This is a genomic window from Companilactobacillus sp. HBUAS59699 (assembly GCF_036913575.1).
GTDB lineage: Bacteria > Bacillota > Bacilli > Lactobacillales > Lactobacillaceae > Companilactobacillus.
The window spans coordinates 1-16,609 of sequence record NZ_JAYKTV010000004.1 but is presented as its reverse complement, the minus strand read 5'-3'; the positions used below and the strand labels follow the sequence as shown (position 1 = coordinate 16,609).

At 35.0% G+C, this 16,609-nt stretch carries 17 protein-coding genes; 12 read left to right on the top strand and 5 right to left on the bottom strand.

Going from position 1 to position 16,609, the window contains the following annotated elements; all coding sequences use genetic code 11:
- Positions 1-281: 281 nt before the first annotated feature.
- Positions 282-800, bottom strand: coding sequence for a MarR family winged helix-turn-helix transcriptional regulator (locus U8519_RS08560; RefSeq protein ID WP_334329911.1), 519 nt, complete (start codon positions 798-800; stop codon positions 282-284).
- 151 nt (positions 801-951) lie between these two features.
- Between U8519_RS08560 and U8519_RS08555 the strand changes: the two genes are divergently transcribed.
- Positions 952-1,887 carry an ATP-binding cassette domain-containing protein gene (locus tag U8519_RS08555; protein ID WP_334329910.1) on the top strand — a complete coding sequence of 312 codons (936 nt, stop codon included), beginning with the start codon at positions 952-954 and terminating at the stop codon, positions 1,885-1,887.
- A 20-nt stretch (positions 1,888-1,907) separates the two neighbouring features.
- Positions 1,908-2,684: an ABC transporter permease gene (locus U8519_RS08550; protein WP_334329909.1), complete on the top strand. Its 777-nt coding sequence runs from the start codon at positions 1,908-1,910 to the stop codon at positions 2,682-2,684.
- A 57-nt stretch (positions 2,685-2,741) separates the two neighbouring features.
- Here U8519_RS08550 and U8519_RS08545 read toward each other — a convergent pair whose 3' ends face one another.
- The gene (locus tag U8519_RS08545) at positions 2,742-3,566 is read right to left on the bottom strand and encodes a helix-turn-helix domain-containing protein (RefSeq protein WP_334329908.1); all 825 of its coding nucleotides are present in this window, start codon (positions 3,564-3,566) and stop codon (positions 2,742-2,744) included.
- Positions 3,567-3,742: 176 nt separating this feature from the next.
- On the opposite strand from U8519_RS08545, the gene U8519_RS08540 reads away from it, so the two are divergent.
- The 3 genes from U8519_RS08540 (at position 3,743) to U8519_RS08530 (ending at position 5,122) form a co-directional block, all read left to right on the top strand.
- Entirely contained in the window at positions 3,743-4,048 is a 306-nt protein-coding gene (locus U8519_RS08540) for a bacteriocin immunity protein (protein ID WP_334329907.1), read from the top strand.
- Positions 4,049-4,073: 25 nt separating this feature from the next.
- On the top strand, positions 4,074-4,349 hold the full coding sequence (locus tag U8519_RS08535; RefSeq protein WP_334329906.1) for a hypothetical protein: 276 nt from the start codon (positions 4,074-4,076) through the stop codon (positions 4,347-4,349).
- Between the two features lie 140 nt (positions 4,350-4,489).
- The gene (locus tag U8519_RS08530; RefSeq protein WP_334329905.1) at positions 4,490-5,122 is read left to right on the top strand and encodes an NUDIX hydrolase; all 633 of its coding nucleotides are present in this window, start codon (positions 4,490-4,492) and stop codon (positions 5,120-5,122) included.
- Here U8519_RS08530 and U8519_RS08525 read toward each other — a convergent pair.
- Positions 5,119-5,451: a winged helix-turn-helix transcriptional regulator gene (locus U8519_RS08525; protein WP_334329904.1), complete on the bottom strand. Its 333-nt coding sequence runs from the start codon at positions 5,449-5,451 to the stop codon at positions 5,119-5,121. The two genes, U8519_RS08530 and U8519_RS08525, sit on opposite strands and share 4 nt — an antisense overlap.
- 240 nt (positions 5,452-5,691) lie before the next feature.
- Here U8519_RS08525 and U8519_RS08520 point away from each other — a divergent pair, with 240 nt between their 5' ends.
- The 4 genes from U8519_RS08520 (at position 5,692) to U8519_RS08505 (ending at position 10,583) form a co-directional block, all read left to right on the top strand.
- Positions 5,692-6,417: an SDR family oxidoreductase gene (locus U8519_RS08520; protein WP_334329903.1), complete on the top strand. Its 726-nt coding sequence runs from the start codon at positions 5,692-5,694 to the stop codon at positions 6,415-6,417.
- Between the two features lie 91 nt (positions 6,418-6,508).
- Positions 6,509-7,423 (top strand): quinone oxidoreductase family protein, encoded by a 915-nt coding sequence (locus tag U8519_RS08515; RefSeq protein ID WP_334329902.1) that lies wholly within the window; start codon positions 6,509-6,511, stop codon positions 7,421-7,423.
- 241 nt (positions 7,424-7,664) lie between these two features.
- Entirely contained in the window at positions 7,665-8,999 is a 1,335-nt protein-coding gene (locus U8519_RS08510) for a dihydrolipoyl dehydrogenase family protein (RefSeq protein WP_334329901.1), read from the top strand.
- A 327-nt stretch (positions 9,000-9,326) separates the two neighbouring features.
- On the top strand, positions 9,327-10,583 hold the full coding sequence (locus U8519_RS08505) for an SLAP domain-containing protein (RefSeq protein ID WP_334329900.1): 1,257 nt from the start codon (positions 9,327-9,329) through the stop codon (positions 10,581-10,583).
- Positions 10,584-10,829: 246 nt separating this feature from the next.
- Here U8519_RS08505 and nfsA read toward each other — a convergent pair whose 3' ends face one another.
- Complete coding sequence (gene nfsA, locus U8519_RS08500) at positions 10,830-11,567, bottom strand: oxygen-insensitive NADPH nitroreductase (RefSeq protein ID WP_334329899.1); 738 nt, start codon at positions 11,565-11,567, stop codon at positions 10,830-10,832.
- A 248-nt stretch (positions 11,568-11,815) separates the two neighbouring features.
- Here nfsA and U8519_RS08495 point away from each other — a divergent pair, with 248 nt between their 5' ends.
- From U8519_RS08495 to U8519_RS08485, 3 genes are all read left to right on the top strand, one after another.
- Positions 11,816-13,558 carry a hypothetical protein gene (locus U8519_RS08495; RefSeq protein WP_334329898.1) on the top strand — a complete coding sequence of 581 codons (1,743 nt, stop codon included), beginning with the start codon at positions 11,816-11,818 and terminating at the stop codon, positions 13,556-13,558.
- A 268-nt stretch (positions 13,559-13,826) separates the two neighbouring features.
- Positions 13,827-14,996 (top strand): iron-containing alcohol dehydrogenase, encoded by a 1,170-nt coding sequence (locus tag U8519_RS08490; RefSeq protein ID WP_334330122.1) that lies wholly within the window; start codon positions 13,827-13,829, stop codon positions 14,994-14,996.
- A gap of 45 nt (positions 14,997-15,041) precedes the next feature.
- The gene (locus U8519_RS08485) at positions 15,042-15,416 is read left to right on the top strand and encodes an iron chaperone (RefSeq protein ID WP_334329897.1); all 375 of its coding nucleotides are present in this window, start codon (positions 15,042-15,044) and stop codon (positions 15,414-15,416) included.
- Positions 15,417-15,704: 288 nt separating this feature from the next.
- Here the strand turns inward: U8519_RS08485 and U8519_RS08480 are convergent, their stop codons facing one another.
- The gene (locus U8519_RS08480; protein WP_334329896.1) at positions 15,705-16,340 is read right to left on the bottom strand and encodes a polysaccharide deacetylase family protein; all 636 of its coding nucleotides are present in this window, start codon (positions 16,338-16,340) and stop codon (positions 15,705-15,707) included.
- Positions 16,341-16,609: the final 269 nt, after the last annotated feature.

Below are 16,609 nucleotides of genomic sequence, written 5' to 3'. Positions count from 1 at the left end.
TAAGCTTAATATTTTTTTGTTATTAGAGATATAAAAAGATAGCTATTTACAGCTATAATAAGACAAATCCTAATTTAAAAGTAGTACAAATTTAGCCAACGACGGTCAACAATGGAATCAGCCGTAATAGTTTACTTAGCGATTTATCGCTTAGTAAACTGGACGACTTTGAAGACTACAGGCTTCAAAGCGAGGTCGAAAACGTAGTTTGAGACCGGTCCGACGGCAGATGGAATTGTTGACCATCGTTGGCGGCATCCATCAGCACCTAATCACAAACCTTAAAGAAACCAATCACGAAAAGTATCTTTAATAGCTTGTTGCGACTTGTTTAATAGATTGGAATGTTCGGAATCGTTTATTTCAGAATAAAGATTGGTGTTGATCTTAGTTAGGATATTGGCAAGCTGGTCAAGTTCATCATCAGTTAGAGTACTCAAATAATCCGGTACCTTGGCCGTTTCTTTTTCAATGACTTGCCGTCCTTGATCAGTTAGACGAATAATTACTACTCGACGGTCACTTGTTGATTTCTCCTTAGTAACCAGTTGCTTCTTAACTAGTTTATTTACGAATTCAGCCGTTGATTGAGCTGTTAAATCTAGTCTTGTAGATAATTCTTTTTGAGATAGACCATCGGATTGCGACAACGCTAGTAGAATTTTTCCCTGACCTTGATAGATGGAGTTGTGTCTACCATTATTGGAACTCTTACGGACTTTGTTCTCAACGATATGCCGCACCATATCGAATTCTAATAATTTACCAGTAGTATTTTTTTGCTTCATTAAATTTGACATAGGTTTGAACCTCCAAAAACTATTATACTGAATGATTAAAAAAATGATAGTCAGGATACCTGAATAAAATACTTGCAATATTAATCAGGTACCCTTACAATTGGCTTTAGTCAGGGAACCTGATTAATATTAAATATCGAGGTAACAAACAATGACAACAAATAATGCAATCGAAGTTAATCATTTAACAAAAAGATTTAATAACAAAACAGTCGTTGATGATCTTTCCTTTAATGTTAAAAAAGGTGAGATCTTTGGCTTACTGGGGCCCAATGGTGCCGGTAAAACTACTACATTGCGAATGATGACGACTTTATTAAAAATTGATAGCGGCAGTGTCAAAATTTTTGGTCACGATACTGCCACCGAAGGTAAACTAGCTAAATCAATGTTTGGATTAACTGGTCAATATGCATCAGTGGACGAAGATATTTCCGCTAGAGAGAATTTAATGATTTTTTCCCGACTCAACGGCTTATCACACTCGGATGCCAAGCGTCGAACAGAAGAACTATTGAAAGAATTCTCATTAGTGAATTCAGCTGACAAACCATTGAAAGATTTTTCTGGAGGGATGCGTCGACGTTTGGATCTAGCTGTTAGTTTGATCAGTCAACCAGCATTGATTTTTTTGGACGAACCAACCACTGGATTAGATCCGCGGACGAGAACTCAAATGTGGCAAACAATTAGAAAGCTGGTTGATAACGGTTCAACGATTTTATTGACGACACAATATCTTGATGAAGCTGATCAATTGGCTGACAGGGTGGCTGTGATCGATCACGGTAAATTGATAAAGATAGGTACACCAGAAGAATTGAAACAGCAAATTGGCGGTATAAAATTGAAATTTGCAATTAATGATGATAGTCAGATTTTATCGGTAACGAAAATAATTCAATCAAGCGTAACTAGTGCTATACAACGAGTGGGACAACAATTTGAAATCAACTTAAAGAATATTGAGCAGTTGACACCATTATTGGTTGCTATTGAACAGGCCAAAATCACAATCAGTAATTTAACAATTCAAGAGCCATCATTGGATGATGTCTTTATGAATTTGACTGTTGGTAAAAATTAAAAGAAAAGAGATCTTTGATTATGGATTTACAAACACATCGCGGCAATTTATTTATGAATACAGCAACAATGGCATTTCGAAATTTACTTAAGACAATTCATAATCCGGATAGATTTATGGATGTTATTATTCAACCAATTATGTTCATGTTGATGTTCGGTTATTTATTTGGGGGAGCTATTTCTGGTAATGTTAAAAATTACTTACCAATAATCGTCCCTGGTATTTTGATTCAGACGATGCTTTCCGCGGCATCGGGTTCAGGTTCACAGATTAGAGAAGACTTAGATTCAGGAGTCTTTGACCGTTTCAAGTCACTTCCAATATCACACATTGCACCATTAGCAGGGCAATTATTTGCTGATGTACTGCGTTTGACTGTTGCCGCTATTACTTCATTGGCTACCGGATACGCGATGGGATGGCGTCCGGCTTCTGGTTTAGGAGGAATTGTTGTTAGTGCTCTATTAGCCATTTTTATCGGCTGGTCATTATCATGGATCTTCGCACTGTTAGGATTGCTAGCCAAAAATGCTACAACTGTTGAGAGCTTTTCTTTAATGATAATGCTGACTTTGTCATTCCTTTCCAATGCCTTCATACCCATAAAGACACTTTCGAAAACGATGCAGGTAATTGCTTATATGAACCCAATAACTTATGTAATTACAGCTATTAGACAAATATTGTCGACAGGTAGACTGACATATGATGCTTTATTAGTTTTGATTTTTGGAGTGGCAATTGTAATTGTTTTTGCTCCATTGACGGTTTGGGCATACAATCGAAATAATTAAGCAAAAAAATATCTTTGAGAAATATTACATTTCCCAAAGATATTTTTTTGTTATCGATCAATATGATTTAAAAATCTTCTCGTTGAATAATTCAACGAAGATATTAGCTCTACTTTGATAAATATTAGCAATACCATTTTTATGAGCATTGCTTGCTAATCTTGCCAATAAATAATACATATTTCCAAGCATATAATGTGAGTCGTGAGCAGATGCGAATTCAATCCCTTGAACTATCCAGTTAGTTGCATCGATATTCTCACCTAATAAAATATTTGTGTATGCTGCTAGATAAAATAACGCAATTTGATTTGTCTCAAATTGTGATTTGTCGAGATCTGTAAAAGCTAACTTGAGGTATTTTTTTGATTCATACTCAATATTTTTATTAGCGAAGATCAAAGACATAGATATCAGTGTCAATCTGTCGAGAGTTGTTAATTCTCTTTGATTGTCGATCTTTGACATAGCCATTTGTAAGTCCATTTTAGCTGCTTTAAGATCTTTGTCAGCTTGTAGGTGACAAACTCCGAGGTAGTAGTAGTATGCTTGAGTTTGCTGATCATTTTCAATCATGCTGACAGTTGATTCCTGAAGTAAAAACTTTTTTAGCTTTTGATATTCGTGGTTATTACAATAAAGACCGACCTTTTTGTTGAATTTCTCAACCGAGCTAATTTGATAGTTATCATCTAAATTGAGTATATTCAGATTTATCTTCAGCTTTTTGCAAATAGAAATTAATATTTGAGAATTAGGAATGTATTTATTCTTTTCAATGGAAGATATCATCGGTTGTGTGCAAATTCCATCAGCAACTTCTTTTTGTGACATTTTTAATGATAATCTTTTTTCTTTAAGAACCGTACCCAAATTATTCATTTTATCCACTCATTTTCTTTATCTTTTGACTAAAATAATGCCACACAAAATTATTTAAGGAAAGTATAATGCTCTATTTAAGTATTTTTGTGGAAGCGGTATCATATAAATAGACATAGAATTTGCTATGTTGTATGATTTGCTATAAATCTTAGAGGGACGGAGAGTGAAGCCCATTGAAGTTAGAAAATTTGGAAGAATTGAAACTAATTCTTTCAAAATTGTACGAAACTCTTGACATGTCATTAGAAAGCAATAAACTTGCCGGTAAGGCCATATTGAATGTCTATAGAGAATTAGATAATTCCAACGATATGAGTGATAGAACGTTGATATCACTGGAATCGTACTTGGGTCGACTATCATTGTTCGAAGATTTCAAGTTAACCGGTGAGGGCGAGAACTTCTATGAACAAATTGAGGAAATAGACAAGAAGTACACTACCGCACTTTCAGCTAATGATGTGTTTGACGGACAGTAAAAAAATATAAAGCAGGTGTATATTTATGAAAATGACAGATGATACAGAAGCAAAGAAAATTTTATCAGAATTATACACGGACATTAATAAATATAAGGATCTTGATCGTGATGATTATACTAAGAACTTAGTATTGAGGACTTATAATTTATTAGACAAAAATTACTCATACAATTATCTATTTGGCCGATTAAAAGATGATTCACAAGTTACACGAACACTACGACAAATGGATGAAGGCAAGGATTATGAAGAAAAAATCAATTACCTTGCTAAAGGAGTTAACTACGCGATCTACTAACATTTGAATATATGCAAAACGCCACCGAAATTTATTCGGTGACGTTTTTTTATTTGAATACATATATGGCTAGTAATTTATGAAATATATTATGATACTATGAATATGAAACGTTATTTAACCAATGTAAGGAGTTCAGTATGGATAATTTGGAATTATTGATTCAACAATTACAAGCAATCGCACAATCTGGTAAGCATTACACCAAAGATGTTTTTGATATGGAACGTTACGAACAACTGGAAGATGTGGCTAAGAAATTAACGGCCAAATACACTGGCGCTAATGCCAAACAGTTAGATATATTCTTTGATTCAGATAATGGATACGTTACACCAAAAGTTGACGTGCGTGCTGTTACTTTTAATACTGAAGATAAAATCTTACTAGTTAATGAGAAGCGTGGCAATACTTGGTCTATTCCTGGTGGCTGGGCCGATATTGGTTATTCGATCGGTGAAATTGCAGTTAAAGAAACTCGTGAGGAAGCCGGCATTCATGTTACGCCTAAACAGTTGATTGCGGTCAGAGATATGCAAAAGCATGATTATGCTAAGAAAAATTTGAGTTATATTTATAAGAATATTATTGAATGCGTACCAGATAACAACAAATTAACTGATGTCGATAATTCTGAAACAGACGATGCTGAATACTTTACATTGGATGAAGCTTTAAAACTTAATTTGTCCTTAAACCGTAATTTACCTGAAGATTTGAAGATGGCATTTGAGTGTCATCATAGTGAAACTTGGCAGACTGTTTTTGATTAATTGCAGAGAGTTTCTTTTAATTCTTTAGGATCAATATTGGCCAATCCCCAGTCACAGATAACATCAACGACTGGTATTAAGGATTGGCCTTTTTTGGTGAGACTATATTCTACATGGAGAGGTTGTTCGTGGAAATCGTGACGTTCAACTAGCCCGTCAGTAATCATTTGTTGGATCTGCTCAGCTAGGATCTTGTGAGTGATTGGTTTCATGTTCCGTTCCAAAGTATTGAATCTGGAATGTTCGTTACCATTTAGCTGGTATAGTAGCCGTATTTTCCATTTTCCTCGGATCAATTGCATAGTTGCATCGAATTCATTTACGTACATCTTATTTCTCCTATTTCCCGGTTCCTTTTATCTAAAACGAGTTGCAGAAACCAACTCCCTGCGCTTACTACGATTAGTGACTTCACCACTCCGTGGCAAATTCACTAATCTAGGTAATGCTCAGGAGTTCCCGGTTTCTTTCACTCTCTGGTAACCAAAAAGTGCGTACTTTTAAATTTGCTATCTCAGTCTATAATAAGAAATCGTTGAAATCAAATAGGAGAGGGATTTATAGATAATATGAAAAAATTAATAGTTATTACTGGTGCTAGTTCTGGTTTTGGCGCTGCTATGGCTCGGTTATTTAATGAGAATGGTTATCCATTATTGTTGTTAGGTCGTCGTACGGAAAAGATCGAAGCTTTGAATTTGACTGGTGAAGTGATGGTTCGCCACGCTGATGTTACTGATCGATCAGAATTGTCCAATGCAATTGCCGAAGCTGAAGCAAAATATGGTGCTACTGATTTACTTGTTAACAATGCTGGTGTGATGTTACTAGGCAATGTTTGGAAACAATCTTCTAAAGAATGGCAAACGATGCTTGATACTAATGTTATGGGCGTGTTAAATGGGATGCAAATTGTGTTGCCTGAAATGAAGAAGAATCATCATGGGACAATTATCAATATTTCATCGATTGCAGGTTTCAAGGCTTTTCAAAATCACGCTGCCTATGTAGCAAGCAAGTTTGGGGTTCACGGTTTGAGTGAAACTGTTCGTCAAGAAGTCGCTGGTGAGAACGTTCGCGTTATGCTAGTTGCTCCTGGTGCAGCTGAAACAGAACTGCTGACTCACGTTACGGATGACCATGCTTTAAGTGAATATGAAGACTGGAAGCAATCGATGGGTGGAATCACTCTGGATCCTAAGCATGTCGCTGAAACAGTCAAGTTTATGTATGAGATGCCGCAAGAGGTTAATATTCGTGAAGTCGACATTGCTGCAACTTTACAGGACAATTAAAGTTTATTGATTCTTAAATTATATAAGAACTCTTATTATCTTGATTGAATGAAACTTGCTATATTTTCTTTAAACCTTAAAGGAGGAAAAGATGCAAGCAATCATTCAGGATACATATAATGGAATTTCAGATTTAAAAATTCGAGAAGTATCTGATCCAAGTATCAGCCCATTGTCAACTTTGGTGAGGACGAAGTATACACCGGTTTTGCCATATGACTGGCGCACTGAAACTGGTGAATTGCAACAAATAAGGCCAGTGCAATTACCAATTGTTATCGGTTATGGTTTTGCTGGAATAGTTGAAAAAGTCGGTGGCTTGAGAAATAGTGATCTAGTTGGGAAAAAGGTTATCGGGGCTTCGATGAGTGGGTCGGCAAGTACGCTGATTGATTCACGAATTCCACCGCTGTTGTTTCCAGTTCCAGAAAACGTGGAACTAAAAGATGCCGCTACAATAATTGGAGGAGCAGATGCTGCACTAGGGATTATTAACAGAACCCATATTAAATCAAGTGATGTTGTATTATTAACTGGAGCATCAGGCGGAATTGGTACTTATTTGATTCAACTATTGAAACAAATGAGTACAAAAGTAATCGCAGTTGGTCACAGTTCTAATATTGAATTTCTAGAACAGTTAGGAGCAGATGCGGTCGTTGATTATACTGATGATATTTTTCAACAATTACAAAAAATTGGTAGTGTAACTAAAGTAATTGATACGGCCGGAAGTATTAGGATTTTGGAGATGGTTTCAAATATATTTCCAGCGAGTGCAATAATCTCAGTAGCAATCACTAACTTTAACTCCAAGCAATTTAGTTTTATTCATCCTAATATTTATCCGAGTGATTACCAGAATCTTTTGAAGATGTTATCAACTGGAGAATTGCATTCTTACATTCAGGAAGTGTTTGATTATAGGGATGTAATTCAAGCGCAAACTCTTTCGAGGGATACTCATTCTCAAGGAAGGATTCTTCTGAAATATGACAGTTATTGAAATAGAGCATTTATTCACGATTTTTTTCAGTTCTTATTTGATTATTCAGATAATTAGGATCGGTTTGATATTACTGATCTTGTTGTACTTCAAAAGAAAATTGAGCAAATAAATGGACCTGACAATTTTGTCGGGTCCGTTTTTATTTGTATTCGAGTAGTTCTCAAACGAGCTCTAATTAATTGCCACGACTTTCTTAATGTTTTACTTTAGATATATAACAACTAGGGAGGTCAACAGAATGGTTGAAAAGTATGATTACGATGTTCTTTATATTGGAGCAGGACATGCTACGTTTGACGGGGCGGCACCTTTAGCCAAGACTGGCGTTAGAGTCGGTGTTGTTGAGAGTGGACTAGTCGGTGGAACTTGCCCAAATCGCGGTTGTAACGCTAAAATCACGTTGGATGAACCTGTTAAATTAACTCGTGCAGCTGAACGACTTCAAGGAATCGTTAAAGGTGATTTAAAAATTGATTGGACGAAAAATGTCGAACACAAGCAAGAAATAATCGATGATTTGCCAGCTGATTTAACTAAACGCCTAGAAGATGGTGGAGCTACGATTATCAAAGGTTATGCAACGTTTAAGGATAACCATACTCTTATGATCGATGGCAACCGAACAGTTACAGCTGAAAAGATAGTCATTGCCACAGGCTTACGTCCACATCGTTTGGATATTCCGGGTACTGAATATGCACATGATAGTGAAGACTTCATGAATTTACAAAACTTGCTTAAACATATCACGATTATTGGATCAGGTTATATTGGAATGGAGTTTGCAACAATCGCCAATGCTGCTGGAGCTGATGTGACAGTCATGCTGCATTCTGATAAAATTTTACGTGATTTTTATCAACCATATGTTCAATTAGTTGTGGCTGATTTGAAAAAACGTGGTGTTAAATTTATCGAAAATGCTAGAGTGCAAGCCTTTGAGCAAAACCAAGACGGATATCAAATACTCTATGGTGATAAGCAAACACTAGAAACCGAGTGGATTTTGGATGCGACAGGAAGAATTCCAAATGTTGATAATTTGGGTCTAGAGAATGTTGGTGTTAAACATGATCAAAAGGGTGTTTATGCGAATGACTATCTACAAACCAATATTGAGAATATTTATGCAGCTGGAGATGTGGTCGCTAATGATTTACCAAAAGTTACACCAGCAGCGTATTTTGAATCAAAATATTTGATGCAGTTGTTCTCCGGTCAAACAATCAAACCGATTGAGATGCCTGTCATTCCTGCAGTTGTCTTCACATCTCCACGAATTGCCAAAGCGGGAATGTCGATCGAAGAGGCTGAAAGAAATGGCTATGAAATTTCCGAAAATGATCTAGCAAATTATTGGTATTACAAAGTTGACAAAGAACCAATTGCACAAAGTAAGCAAGTTCATGATAAATCAGGTCACTTGCTAGGAGTTACAGAGATCAGTGATCAGGCACAAGATGCCGTTAATGCACTGTTGCCTGCAATTGAATTCCAATTAGATCCACAACAAATTGGCCGATTGACTAGTCTCTTTCCAACGATTGGTTACGCTGCATGGCATAGGGCTTAATAATAAGATAAAAAAACTCCTTAGTTTGGATATGAATCCAGGCTGAGGAGTTTTTTTATGATCGAATTCAATGCTGCGATATTTAAACATAAAATAGTTAATTATTAATATAAAAAAGATAGTAATCTAAAAAATGAAATCAGTAAGTGACTAAAATAATAGAATTTAAAGTATTGTTTAAGATATCTTTAAAGCCATATTTCTTATTTATTTTGATGTTATAGTGTGGGTGTATTCATAACATGAGTGATTTCTGTACTAATTTAGGCAAAATTTATTTAATATTTTGATTATTAATAATTTGGTCGTATAAAAGGGGAAATAATAATGAATAAGAAGAGACTAGTTTTAGCATCTTCATTAGCAATCTTAATTGCACCAACAGTTCTTGGATCGATGCCTAATTCGTCAGTACCAGTTAATGCCGCTACAACCGGCTTAACCGGTATCGTTCGTCGTGGAGGAAACGCTCTTTATGATAGTAATGGTAACCTTTTGAAAGGTGTTTCATTACCTAATTTTACTTCTTGGAAGTTAGGATCATCATTTACTAAGAATGGGATTACGTATTATAAAGTTGCAACTAATCAATATGTTGTAGCAGACGGAATTGATATTACTGGTCCCGATGGCAAAGTTCAAAATTACATTCATAGTGACAGTCATTTGACGTTAGATAATCCAATCGTAACTATCAAACAAAATGGAGGAACTGTTTATAATATTAATGGAGTTGCAACTGGCAGAACATTACCAATTGGTTCAGCCTGGAAAGTTTTAAATCCTAATGTAATAATTAACGGCGCAAAATATTACCAAGTAAGTGGAAGTGAATATGTTATTGCTTCTGGATCCACATTGAGTGACGGTGTGACGTCACCACAAACACCGAGTACGCCAGCGGCTAATACTCAGACTAACAAAGTTGGTACCCTTGGTTATACAGTTAAAGTTGTTGATGCCAATGGCAATGCTACAGGAGTTGTATTACCATCTGGATCCTCTTGGCAACTGGGTAAGCTAGTAAGTATTCAAGGTCATAATTACTACAAAGTTGCTACTAACGAATATGCATTAGCAATTGCTTTCAAGACTACAAATAATAGTTCAAATAGCAGTACAAATAACAATGTTGAAGTCGCAAATGTAAACAGCACAGTAACAGTTGGTACTAATGAAACAGCGATTGTTAATGATAGTGGCATTGTTACAGGACAAACATTGCCAGTAGGAACATCTTGGAAAGTTGATCAAATCAAAGTCATCGGTAGTACAAGATATTATCGTGTTGCTACTAATCAATGGATCAAACGTATTTATACACCAGTGAAAAATCCTATTACGGTAACATTAACATCCAATCAACAGATTTATGATACAGCCACAAATTCTTTGGGAAGAACTTTACCAAATGGATCATCATGGAAGGTCAGCAAGGTATTCCGTAACAGTAAGAATGTATTTTGGGGACGCGTGTCAAATAATGAGTGGATCAAACTTAGTGAAGTAGATATGTCTTACGGCGATGGTGATGCAATTCCAAGTATTGCTATCAGTGAACCATATTTTGCCTTGAATTTTTAGTATGTTATAAGGAAGTAATGAGGATGCTTATTAATTTAACATTGATAATTTTAATGATACTGATTGCTTTTACAGGTTGGCGAATGATTTCTATAAGTAAGAAAGAATCATTTTCTAATGTTTTTACAAAAATTACTGTTACTTTAGGAATTGTTATGGCAGTTTTATACTTTAATATTATTTAGTTTATACATCAAAAAGGTCTAGAACATATTAATTGTTCTAGACCTTTTTTTGGTACTATAACTACTTTAATGAGAATCCCTGCTTTTTTAAAAAGTCAGCAACATCTGCACGATGTACTTCTTTGAAGATGGCTAAGTTCTTTTCAGTCCAAGATGTATTAGCGGGGTTAGTTTTACGATTTATATAATAATTTCTGACAGTTTGGTCGTATTCAGATAAGTTGTTGAATTGTGATTCGTCATATGAATTGATTGAAACTTGATTGGCTGGTGACATACGTGGCTTTAATTGATTCTTTGATTTGGGAACTCCCACTGTCATACCAAACAGTGGAATCGTGAAGTCTGGTAATTTCAATAATTCCGCTACTTGAGCAATATTATTACGTAAACTGCCAATGTAGCAAATTCCCAAGCCCATGGATTCAGCCGCAACCGCCATATTTTGGGCGGAAATCGTTGTGTCGATAGTAGATAGCAGTAATGCTTCCATATTCTTAACACTGTCGAGACTTTCATGATTGGCACGCAAAATATTAGCTTGGCGGTGAAGATCAGCAACAAATACATAAAACGTATCAGCTTTTTTAACATGAGGCGAACTAATTGTTATGTCAGCTAATTTACTGCGTAGTTTTGGATCAGTAATTTCAATGATTGAGAATGCTTGGACAAATTCAGTAGTTGAACCATGTTGAGCAGCAGCAATTAAATCATTTTTTTGTTGTGGAGTGATCGGTTGATCTTTAAAATCACGGACCGATACGTGTTGAAGCATATTTTCAATTGTAGAATTCATTTTTGACCTCTTTTTGGTAAGACTTCTCTTACTTACTAGAATAACATTAGTTTGGCATTTCATGAGAAATATCGATTTTTGAATATTATTAACGATAGTACATTTTGTATAAGGTTTTTTCTAAAAAGCTGCTATGAAGGCATTTGTTGCGATAGTAATAATTTTACTCATGGCTAATTATTCGCTTCCTTGTAATTTAATAGTTAAAATTCATTGAAAATGGATAAAAAATCAAGGCGTGAATAATTATGAAAAAGTTGATAAAGAAAAATTATTTAATCTTAATATTATTTTTGATAATTAGTGTCTTCATGATTGGTATGGTCGATTGGCACTTTGGGTATATTTTTGCGACCGGTGATTTTCATTATCATCTTGATCGAATTGAAACGTTAGCGGGTTCTATCAAACATTTGAATTTTTGGCCTAAAGTTGACGGCCATTTCATCGGTGGTTATGGTTATGCTTCCAGTTTATTTTATCCAGATATCTTTTTATATCCAGCCGCACTGCTCCGAATAATTGGTGCGACACCAACAGTTTCGTATTTATTCACATTAATTATGATCAATTTTTTCACATTATGGATTGGATACATTGCTGGTAAAAGATTGAAGTTTTCCAATTCGAGAGCATTATTATTTACCTTCATATATGCCTTTAATTTTTATAGATTGCAGACTTTATTCAGTAGACAAGATATTGGTGAACTAATGGGAATGATGTTTTTCCCATTGGTATTATCAGAACTGATCAATTTCAAAAATAATAATTTTAAACAGTGGTACGTTTTAGCCTTTGCTATGATCGGGATCGGTTGTGCTCACACAATTTCTTTGTTTATGATAATTTGTTTTTCTGCTCTGTATGTTCTATTGAATATCAAATCATTTTGGAATGGTAAGAAGATTTTGGCAATAGTAAAAGCTGCGGGGTTGACTATTGGAATCACGGCGGGTATTTACTTGCCAATTCTAGAACAAATGAATGGACAAAAATATGCTTTGACTACAGATCCTTTGATCAACATTATTAACGAAATTTTACCGCTGAAATCACTACTGCATAATTCTTTGACCAACCAAGTTTTTAGTGCTGATACAGTAAATATAGGTGCGGTCATTTTACTGAGTTTATTAGTGTATTCATTTTACAATTTGTTCAATCACAAGAATATTGATTTAACACTAATTGCCTTACTCTTTTTTATAGCTTGTACGAATATTTTTCCCTGGAGGTTTTTTAACCATTCTATTTTTGCAGTAATTCAATTTCCATGGCGCTTCTTCTCAATTATTTCTCTGATAGTCGCATATTTCTTGGCGAATGATGACTTACGGATTTTTCAAAATAAAACTTTTGAATGTACTTTCGTAGGAATGGTTTTATTATTATCAATTGGTCTCGGTCGTTATACAGTCTCTGATTCATCCAATAAATTAGAGACGTACGCTAACTTTAATACCATTGATAGTTACTATATTGGTGCTGGTCACGAGTATTTACCAAGTGAGGTTAGTTATCCGGAAGTATTGGAACATAAGGATAGAACACTGGCATATAATAAATCAGATATTTCAATTGCCGATCCAACGATAAATCGTCAGTATATTGCATTTAATTTTGATACTTTTGGGAAGCCAGCAAAGATTGAATTGCCACTGATTTACTATAAAGGTTATCAGGCGGAAATCTATGGACCAGGTAAGTCGACTGTTCCGAAAATCTCCAAATCAGGTTTGACTGATATTTATTTATCAGGCAATGGTACAGTCAAGATCCAGTACGTTAATACCTTTATTCAGCGACTGAGTTTGATGATTTCATTGATCACTGTATTCTTAACATTATTGGCGCTTCTCAATAGTAGAAAATACAGATACATATCATATTCAGAAGAAGTTCCAATATTTGTTACGCCGACTGAATATGATTATATATATATTTATCAGATCATTGATGGAGTTGATAATGTTAATTCTGATAAATAATACGAAAAGTTCAATCTTTTAGGTTGAATTTTTTTGTTATTTATAATTATATTTTCATAAATACAACGGTATATTATTTAATTATTGATTTTTAAATCTAAAAAATAATATTTCTGTAATTATGCTTATCTCACTATGATATATAGCGCTAAACTCTGGTATTTTCACTTTATAGCTATAAATTTTCAATATTTAAGCATTGTATTCTAAATCGCTTACATAAATGATATTATTAAAAACATCAAAAGAGTCATCGAAAGGTTATGAGATTATGAGAAATTTTGATTTTTTAATGCCAAGTGTTAATTTCTTCGGCCCTGGTGTCATTGAGAAGATTGGGGAACGTGCTAAAATTTTGAATATGAAGCGTCCATTGATAGTAACAGATACATTTTTAGAGAAACTTCCTAATGGTCCATTTGAGCAAACTGCTAAGTCATTAAGAACAGCTGGGGTAGATTTTGTTGTTTATGATGGTGTAGAACCTAATCCCAAAGTGAGAAATATTCAAGCAGCCAAAAAATTATATATTGAAAAAGGCTGTGACAGTATTATTACTGTCGGTGGTGGATCAGCTCATGATACTGGTAAAGGTACCGGAATTATTTTGACAAATGGTGATGATATTACTAAGCTAGCGGGAATTGAAACTCTCGATAATCCATTGCCACCACTGATGGCAGTCAATACCACAGCTGGTACAGGTTCCGAATTAACACGCCACTGTGTTATTACCAATACTGAAACTCATTTAAAATTTGTTGTTGTATCATGGCGCAATATTCCCTTGGTTTCATTTAATGATCCAATGTTGATGCTAGATGTTCCTCGCGGTATGACCGCTGCAACAGGAATGGATGCTTTTGTTCAAGCAATCGAACCTTATGTTTCAACCAATCGTAATGATATTACTGACAGTCAATGTGAGAAATCCATTCAATTGATTGAAGAGAGTCTGCGTGAAGTCGTTGCTAATGGTCACAATATCGAAGCTAGAACAAAGATGGTTGAAGCTGAAATGTTAGCCGGGATGGCATTCAATAATGCTGATCTGGGTTATGTTCATGCCATGGCTCATCAGTTGGGTGGACAATACGATGCGCCACACGGTGTATGTTGTGCCTTATTATTACCATATGTTGAAAAATTCAATTTGATCGCCTGCCCAGAGAGATTCGCCAAATTAGCTGAGATCATGGGCGAGAATACTGAGGGATTATCAATTCGTGATGCTGCAGAGTTATCGATCAAAGCAATGAAACAAATGGCAATCGATGTCGGTATTCCTAAGAGTATCAAGGAAATCGGTGCTAAAATCGAAGATTTCCCAATGATGGCTGAGAATGCTTTGAAAGATGGAAATGCTTTTTCCAATCCTCGAAAAGCTACAAAAGAAGAATTGATTCAATTGTATCAAGAAGCATATGATGCAAATTAAATTTCTGATATACTTAAGAAAATTTAATTATATGGAGAATATGCCATGGATGTATTTGAAGAATTTTTAGCAAATATTCAAGATGAATCACATCGCAAAAGAATGATTGAGATCATTGATTGGGTACAAGAAAATTTTCCTAATTTAAAGAAGCGTTTTGCTTGGAGACAACCAATGTTCACTGATCATGGGACTTTTATCATTGGTTTCAGTGTTGCTCAAAAGCACATTTCAGTCGCTCCAGAGGGCAAATGGGTGGAACTATTCGCTACTAAGGCTGAAGATGCTGGTTATAGTCATGGTAAAGAAATATTCCGAATAGGTTTTGACCAAGAGGTCAATTATGATTTACTTAAGGATGTAATTGAATTCAATATTGAAGATAAAAAAGATTGTGACACGTTTTGGCGCAAAAAATAAAACAAGCTATCAGGATTATTTCCTGGTAGCTTGTTTCATTGTGTGTTCAAATCCTACAAAAGGGAGAATCAAAGCAATAATTAAGAAAAACATTGGTAGCTGATATCTTCTCCTCGTGTTACGCATGACATCACTCCTACTAAGTGAAAAAGTTCCTACCAGGTATCTGGGGCAGGGACTCTTTCCAGTTGAGTAATAGGTTGGTACGGGGGGTAGATACAAATACCTTTTGTATCTATCTATACTATGCCATGATAATGAAATATACTCTAGTTTTATGCTTGTGAATTATCCATTAATAATTATTTTTTGAAATTCATCCAAGGTAATACCTTTATTTACTCGGACACGATTTAAAGAGAGCAGGCCATTATCTTTGCTTGCTAGTCCTTCATTAGTTGTGACTGCTAATTTATGACCGGATTTGGCTGCTAAATTAGGAGTTAATTGATTGTAATGTCCGGCCGGATATGCGACAGCGATAGTTTTTTGATGTAGTAACTTATCTAGGATGTTTTTACCCGTGCTTATTTCTTCAGATTGTTTTTGTGAGCTTAATTTATCGAGATCAACGTGATGAAATGTGTGATTTTGAATGGAAATATGACTGTTTTTTAAATGTTTGAGTTGATACTGACTTAAAAAACTCTCACCGTTCTGACTGTTAATAATGTCGAAGACGGTGGCCTTTGCATGATAGTTTTTATAAATATTTTTTAGAGCGTCAAAGTTATTTTTGTATCCATCATCTAACGTTACCCAAACAATATTTCGATGCGGCTTTTTATTGGTTTTTAGAACAGCATAAGCTTCGTGGGGACTCAAAAAATAATAATCGTGAGATTTTAAATAAGAAATTTCCTCTTCGAATTGTTCAATGGGAACATTCAGTGAATTACCAGTTGCAGCTATTGAATGATACATCAAAATTGGAAATTCTACTTTTGTAGAAGATTTTTTCCAGTTTTTAGTTGTCTTTTGAACATTTGGTGATTCAGTTGTGGCGTCAACTACTCGTCACTAAAGTAACGAGCTTGTAAGAATACGCAATCCTAAGAATCGTACATTACGATTTACCTAGATACGCCGTTGCCTAATTAACTTAGGTCTTACATGGTAATTACCAAGGTCTTTATAGTCCGCAAGTTGCCGAACGGACTGTTTATTTAAGCTATTTCTTTCAATCCTTTTTC